This window comes from Pseudarthrobacter raffinosi, assembly GCF_023913835.1.
Taxonomy (GTDB): domain Bacteria; phylum Actinomycetota; class Actinomycetes; order Actinomycetales; family Micrococcaceae; genus Arthrobacter; species Arthrobacter raffinosi.
Genome location: NZ_JAMXBG010000039.1, coordinates 1 through 6,822 on the forward strand (window position 1 = coordinate 1; position 6,822 = coordinate 6,822).

The 6,822-nt window shown below is 64.6% G+C and carries 8 protein-coding genes and 1 pseudogene; 2 read left to right on the top strand and 7 right to left on the bottom strand.

Annotation, left to right across the window (positions count from 1 at the left end):
• Positions 1-326: 326 nt before the first annotated feature.
• Positions 327-480 (top strand): annotated as a pseudogene (locus NG697_RS21560) (DUF8462 domain-containing protein).
• A 472-nt stretch (positions 481-952) separates the two neighbouring features.
• Here the strand turns inward: NG697_RS21560 and NG697_RS20755 are convergent.
• The 6 genes from NG697_RS20755 to NG697_RS20780 form a co-directional block, all read right to left on the bottom strand.
• A complete protein-coding gene (locus NG697_RS20755; RefSeq protein WP_252611352.1) occupies positions 953-1,402 on the bottom strand; it encodes a cupredoxin domain-containing protein in 450 nt (149 codons plus the stop codon).
• A gap of 55 nt (positions 1,403-1,457) precedes the next feature.
• On the bottom strand, positions 1,458-2,099 hold the full coding sequence (locus NG697_RS20760; RefSeq protein ID WP_252611351.1) for a hypothetical protein: 642 nt from the start codon (positions 2,097-2,099) through the stop codon (positions 1,458-1,460).
• Positions 2,100-2,146: 47 nt separating this feature from the next.
• The gene (locus NG697_RS20765; protein WP_252611349.1) at positions 2,147-2,842 is read right to left on the bottom strand and encodes a class F sortase; all 696 of its coding nucleotides are present in this window, start codon (positions 2,840-2,842) and stop codon (positions 2,147-2,149) included.
• A 24-nt stretch (positions 2,843-2,866) separates the two neighbouring features.
• Positions 2,867-3,637 carry a CHRD domain-containing protein gene (locus NG697_RS20770; RefSeq protein ID WP_252611347.1) on the bottom strand — a complete coding sequence of 257 codons (771 nt, stop codon included), beginning with the start codon at positions 3,635-3,637 and terminating at the stop codon, positions 2,867-2,869.
• Positions 3,638-3,815: 178 nt separating this feature from the next.
• On the bottom strand, positions 3,816-4,289 hold the full coding sequence (locus tag NG697_RS20775; protein ID WP_252611345.1) for a hypothetical protein: 474 nt from the start codon (positions 4,287-4,289) through the stop codon (positions 3,816-3,818).
• Between the two features lie 8 nt (positions 4,290-4,297).
• Entirely contained in the window at positions 4,298-4,690 is a 393-nt protein-coding gene (locus NG697_RS20780) for a cupredoxin domain-containing protein (protein ID WP_252611343.1), read from the bottom strand.
• 144 nt (positions 4,691-4,834) lie between these two features.
• On the opposite strand from NG697_RS20780, the gene NG697_RS20785 reads away from it, so the two are divergent.
• Positions 4,835-5,281, top strand: coding sequence for an alpha/beta fold hydrolase (locus tag NG697_RS20785; protein WP_252611341.1), 447 nt, complete (start codon positions 4,835-4,837; stop codon positions 5,279-5,281).
• A 368-nt stretch (positions 5,282-5,649) separates the two neighbouring features.
• Here the strand turns inward: NG697_RS20785 and NG697_RS20790 are convergent, their stop codons facing one another.
• Complete coding sequence (locus tag NG697_RS20790) at positions 5,650-6,591, bottom strand: ferritin-like domain-containing protein (RefSeq protein WP_252611340.1); 942 nt, start codon at positions 6,589-6,591, stop codon at positions 5,650-5,652.
• Positions 6,592-6,822: the final 231 nt, after the last annotated feature.

Consider the following 6,822-nt stretch of genomic DNA (forward strand, 5'->3'; position numbering starts at 1 on the left):
CGAAATCTTATGCCGAACGGTTCAACTACGAAAAAATCGAGGAACTCCGCGGACCCGTCGCCTCGGAAGCATTAACGAAGCCCGCAGCCGAGGATGGGGTCGAATGGGACGACTCCGCCGTCGCTCTCATCGTCAACGAAAGCGCCGGCTACCCGTACTTCCTGCAACAATTCGGACAGGACACATGGAACGCCGCCACCGGTGCGAGCATCACATACGAGGACGCCCGCGTCGGTGCAGCCAACGGCCGGGCAGCCCTGGACAGCGGATTCTTCCGCGCCCGATGGGACCGGGCAACCCGGGCCGAACAGAACTACCTCAGGGCCATGGCCGAAGACAGCGACAAAGGCAGCTCATCGGGGGAAATAGCNGATTCGCGCAAACCTGATCGCGAAGGGGCTCGTCTACGCTCCCGAACATGGAGTCATCGCCTTCACTGTCCCAGGAATGGCGTCCTTCATCAAACGCCAATCCAATTGAGCGTTGAACTGCCGTGAGATGACAGGATCACTTCGGCCGCCACCGGGCCGGCCCTGCATGCTAGCGCGCTTCGGGCCGGCTCCCAAACGCGGGGTGCTGAGGCGTACCCCGCCGGGAATCGCCATAGCCCTGGCCCTAGCGGCGGTCCTTGTCGGGTACTTCCTGCCCCTTCTCGGAATCAGCCTCCTGGCCTTCCTTCTCATGGATGCCGCAGTCGGATACCTGCACCACCGCAAAACCGCGGAGGCAAACAAACCCTAGGCGGACTCCCTGGAAAATGCCCGAGACCCTCCCATGTGCCGGTCCCCGCATCGGTGAGTTGCCGCGTTGAAGCCAACCAGGCCCAGGGAAACCTCGATCCAGGAAGACGAGCGCAGAACCTTCGGGACGCACGTGCCGGTAACGAAGAAACGAGTACATCCGTTCCAGACCCCACTTCGTTCCCGGTGTACTGCGTCCTTCTGTCGGGGCGTTATTTGACGGTGAGGGTGCCTTTCATGTTGCCGTGGAAGTTGCAGTGGTAGGTGTAAGTCCCCGGTTCGGTGGGGGCGGTGAAGGTGCCGGTGCCGACCTGGATGTTGGCGTCGAATTCGTTGCCGGTGTCAGCGGTGATGGTGTGCGCTTCGATGTCTTCGTTGGTGACCGTGATCTCTGCTCCGGGGCTCACGGTGTCCGCACCTTCGTATTTAAAGCCCTTGATCAGGATTTCCGCCGGCGCCGCCGCCGGTGTAGAGCCCGGGCCGGACGTTGAGGGGGCAGGTTCTGCGGTGGCGGCAGGAGCTGACGGGAATTGTTCCGCCTGTGTGGGGGCCGCTGTCGTGGCGGACCCGGAGGTGCCGGGGTTCCCGCAGCCGGACAAAACCAGCACGACTGCTGCTGCCGCGAGTCCGAGCGCGCTGCCGGTTCTGGTGCTTGCTTTCATGGGTGAACCTTTCATGGAAACTGCCGGTGGGGTGCCTTTGTTGTGCAGCATCGGGTCAGGGGTGTTCTACCCAGCAGGCGAGAATGGTGGTGGAGAGCTGGTAGGCCAGGGCGTTTCTGGTGATGTTGTCCGGTCCGAGGGTGGTCGGCAGGTCCGAAGCATCCACCTGGAGCACGAAGCTGTCTTTTTGGAACACCGCTGACCCGTCCGCGGTTTCGTAGGCCGGGAAGCCGAGGCTGGCCAGTCCTTCGATGGGTTTGGCGTCCTTTGCGAGGGCTTGCTTCGCGTCGAAATAGGTGAGCGCGGTGGCCTGGTCCTTCGCTTCCTGGACGGAGATTTCCAGGTCCCCTTCTTGCAGGTGGTAGGTGCAGGTAAAGGTGCTGTCGGCCCAGTCGTTGATGGTGTGCGGCTCCGAGTCCAGGTCCAGGATGGCGGTGAGCCGGTCCTTTGGCTGGTCCCCACAGACCATCAGGGCAGCATCGCTGGGCCCGTCGGCTGTCGCGTCGGGCGTTGCTGAGCCGTCGTTGTGGTGCCCGCCGCCGTGGCTGTCGGTGTGCCCGGCCTCGGGCGAAACTGCCGTGGCGGCCGGCGTTGAGAGGTCCGAGGGCGCGGTGACGGATCCGGCGGCTGTTGCGCAGCCGGAGAGCAGCAGGGCTGACAGGGCCAGGGAGGCCAGCAATGGCTTGTGCTGTTTCATTACTCGTTCCGTCCTGACCGCCCCCCGTCCGGGGTGTGCGGCCGTTGTCAGGCTTTGAGTGTTGCGTAGATGACGTAGTTGTCATCGAAGAGGCCGGTGGCGGGGTCGTAGCCGTCGCACGTGATCAGCCGGATTTCGGCGCCGTCGGTGTTGCCGTAGACCTCGACGGTGGGGAATTCGTTTTTCGGGTAGAGCGCGCCCCGGTCAACGGCGAACACGGCCGTACTGCCGTCGGCCCGGGAAACGTTGATCTCTGCGCCGGGGGTGAGTTTGCGCAGGTCGGCGAAGACGCCCTTGTTGCCGCCCAGGGCATTGACGTGGCCCAGTATCACTGAAGGGCCGCGTTGCCCTGGGGTGGGGGAGCCGTCGTACCAGCTGCCAGGTGTGCCTTTGCCGGTATCTTCCGGTACTTTCAGGGAGCCGTTCTCCTCCAGTCCCAGGTGGAGAAGGTCCGTCCGGACCCCGATCGAGGGAATAGCCAGGGTGACGGGAGCCGAAGCGCCCAGCACCGGCGGAAGCTGCTGTGCGGCCGGGGCCGCTGCAGGGGCAGCGGGTGGCGGGGTGAACGGAGCCGCGGGAGTGCTCGGCGCCGCCGTGGATGAGGCGGACGTTGCAGGGGCCGGTCCGGAGTCCGGCGTGCTGGCGGGTCCCCCTGCACACCCGGCCAGGGTGAGCAGGAGCAGAACCCCGGCCGCCGTGGCGGCCAGGGGGCCTTTGCGGTGGCCGGGGTTCTTGGGTGTCACAGTGGTGATCCAGTCAGCTCTGGCTTACGCTGCTGCGCCGGCGGTGCGGCGGCGGACCACATAGGCGCCGCCGGCGAGGGCGATCAAGGCCAGGCCCGAACCGATGGCGAGGACCCCGGTGTCGGTGCCGGTTTCGGCGGCGACGCCGGTCTCAGCCCCGCCTGCGGGCATCTTCATCTGACCGGCCGTCAACGTTCCGCACAGGGCCGGGGAGGTCGCGGCCAGGGGCAGGGTCGGTGCGAGGTCGCTCTTCGCGGCCTGGCCCTTGGCGCTGAGGGTGGCGGGGTCAAGGCCGTGGACGACAACCACCGCGGTGCCTGCTTCCAGGGCGGCCTTGGTCTCGGCATTGAGTTCAAACGTACGGTCCACGGTGTACGCGGCACCCTGGCCGCCTACCTTGAGGTCAAGGCCCGCTGCGGGGCTGGTGTCGCCACTGGTGGAGAGGGTGGTAACGATGGGGCCGTAGAACGGGTCGCCTTCGGTGGTGGAGATGACCTGGTCACCGTCCTTATCGGCGGAAGGGTCCGGGCAGGTGCCCTGCTTGCCGCCGTGGATGTGCTGGACGTGCGGGTACGGGGCGTCCATGAAGGTGGCGGGCATTCCCGAAACCTTCAGGACAACGTGGGCCTGGTTGCCGGTGACATCGAGCTGGATAGTGCCGGAGCCGGCGCTGCCGTTGAGTTGGCCCAGGATGGACTGGTAGGACTGGTCCGCGGCCATCGCGGGGGCACCGGAGAGGACCAGAGCGCCCAAAGCGAGGGTGGGGACTGCCATATAGCGGAGTGTCTTATTCATTTGAAAAATCTCCTCATACACGCGCGTGTGATGTTGGTGCCCCCGGGAGGGGACACCAGTACTTCGGAACACTAGCGGACAAGGATGGGTGAAAACGTGGCCCGGCCCACATATTTTTGGGCAGGCTAACGCGAGGGAAACGCCCGGCGGACTCCCGGAGGCAGTGACACCGCCGTGTTCAGGCGGTAGAAGTTCCGCGGCGGCGGCCCCGTGACGTCACCCGTGAGCCGGGCCGGTTTTTCTGCAGCAGGGCGTACCCGGCCACCGCCAACGCACCGGCGGCTGCTTCGGCGACGGCCGTGATGGTCTTTGCCGCGTACCAGACCGGTTCATACATCGAAGGCAGCGGCCCGATGGCGGGGACCTGGACATACCGGTAAAGGATGACCGCGGCCAGGGACGACAACGCAATTACCGCGGCGGCAGCGAAAGCAATACGGGAACCTTTAAGCAGCACAAACACCGCTGCCAGGACCGCGGCGCCGGCCTGGACCAGAAACAGCGTGCCCTGCCCGATGCCGCCCGGCGCGGCCTGCTGATAACCCGGGGCGAGCTGGACATGGATGACGGCGCTGACCACCAGAGCCGCCGCGACGCCGACACGCAGCACCCACAGAGAACGTGCCCGTGGCTTCAGTTCCGGCCGACTCATTTCCCGGTTCATTTCACGACCAGCGTCCCGGTCATCTGAGGATGGAAGGTGCAGACAATTTCGTACTCACCGGGGGCATCCGGTGCCTGGAAGACCACTGTTCCGCCGCCCGGGACTTCGACGTCGAATCCGCCCTTGTCCTTGGCCGTGAGGGTGTGCGGGGCGCTGTCCGCGTTCGTCACCGTGAGCATCGCGCCCGGCTTCACCGACGCCGGAACCTCATACTTGAAATCCTTAATGGTGATGACCCCTTGAGCTGCCTGGGCTGATCCTTCAGCTGACGGGGCAGCGGAACTGGCTGCGGGCGGGGCGGACGAGTCCCCGCCCTGGGCTGCGCACCCGGTGATGCCCACCAGCGACACGGCGGCGGCTAAGAAGCAAATACGAGTAATGGTTCTCATGACAATCCCCTTCAAGGGATGTTGTCCTCCACCCGCCGGACGGCGCGCCCATCAGGAAACTACCCTGCACGCTATTCGTCACCCCCGCCCTTACGGACTGCCCGGCCTTGTGGACCGCAGGTTCATCACGCCGTCCCGCCCTACATGATGCAGACCGGCGACAACCCCGACGGGCCCCTGACCCATGATGAGGCCGCGAAAATGGCCGCTGACCTGACCAAGGACGAGGACGACTTCTGTGACGGATTCACCTGCGATTTCTTCTCCGTCAACGCAGAACTCAAAGTCAGCGAACAACAGCGCCAGGACGCCATCGCACTGTGCAAGCAGGCGGACAAAAAAGCAGCCCTCGCATGCTTGGCCGCCTTCGGCGGCACCGACTTCCGAGAGGACCTGCCCAAGGTAACCGTTCCGGCACTCGTGCTCCACGGAGACGGCGACGCCACCGTATCCTACGAAGGATCCGGTCAGCGCACCCACGCGGCTCTTCCCGGCAGCGAACTGCACGTCATCGCCGGAGCTCCCCACGGATGCAACGTCAGCCACCCCGACGAATGGAATCAAACCCTCATTCAGTTCCTGTCCAGATAGGCACTTGCCGAACGCGGACCGGAATCGAGGCCCTGATGGTCGGTATCGACAAAGTCCCGCTGGTTGACCAGCTCCAGGACCTCCTCCTGGAGAGCAAGGGCCTGCCCGACTTCCTCGCAAGGCCTCCGAACCCGGCCCGGCAAAACCCAGCTGATCGTAGTTCGTCGTCGAGGTTGGCTGTTCCAGTGCTCGCTGTTGCGGACATGAGGATGTCGAACATCTCCGAGCCGAGACCGATGACGGACGCATCAGATGTGCCCGGCCGACGCCGTCCACACGAAAAGGACTCAGCGACCCATGGTCAGCTGCCCGTTTGAAAACATGCTCTTGACCTCCGCGGCGGCTTATCGCCTCAGGATAAATGCGCCTTAGCTGCCGCCGCTCCTGTTGAGTTTTCCGTTGACGCCGTCGGGGAAGAACCCGCCGGATTTGACCGATTTCGGGGTCAGGTAGGCGATGTTCAGGACCTGCGCGGGGGTGCGGCTGAACGCGAGAGCGTTGGCGTCTGCTGGCACGAGGTTGGCGACCTGGGCTGTTCCGATTCCCTGGTCAAGGTCCGATGTGCCGTCCAGGCTGTCGCGGGCGTCCGAGATGGCCTGCGCCGGTGCCTGCAGGTCCCGGGCGTACATGGTGGTTCTGATGATGCCCGCATGATAGGCCTCCACGGCAAGTATGCCGGCGGCCGCCTCGAGATAGGTCTTGTTATCGATAAACGGGGCAGCACCCTTATAGGCGGTGACGCCGACGTCTTCAAAAATGAACGCCCCGAGCAGGAAACTGGTCTCGTCCGTGAACGGGCTGAAGGTCTGGCCCGCCTTAATGAGTCCGGCGGCGAGAGCGGCGGCGGTGAAACTTGCATCAAGGTCGATCGGCGGGCGGGCCACCGCGGCCTTACCCAGGGCGCTGCGCAGGAACCGGACGTGCGCCTCTTCATCGGCCGCGATCTCCACGGCGTACTTCCGGACCAAGCTGCCGGCTGTGAACGGGACCTGCCTGCCGCCGGTTACTCCGCCCTTTTTGCCCTTGCCGTCCGTAAGGTTGCCGGCCAGACCTGCGCCCGTTACCGCCCGAAGGTAAAATTCGGCCTCAAGGTATTCCAGGTTCAGTGCGAAGTTCAGGATTGCCGAGTCACTGGGTCCATCAGGGCCGTCACCATTTTGATCATCATCGGCGGCTGCAGACGTGGCAGACAGCAGCGCCACCGCGCCGCCGATCCCTGCTGCGCCGGCTGCCCTGAACAGCCGGCGGCGATCGAGGCTGTCTTCAGCGCTCCGGGCCATTGCGTTGGTAATGAATTTCTGATCGAACATTTTTGTTCTCCTGCCATTCAAATGACATGGCGGGGGCAGGGCTTATACCTTTAGCGCACCCCAGCGCTGCGACACCCTCGTCGCCACGGCCAGACCGGCCATGATAACCGTCAGAGTACTCCCCCCGTCTGATATGTGGGAAGGATTGTCAAGGGGCAGTGATGAGCGGCTCCCAACTTCTTTGGTGGGGGCCGCTGGTTGGGGTGCCGTCCGGGTGTGGCGGTCGTGCTG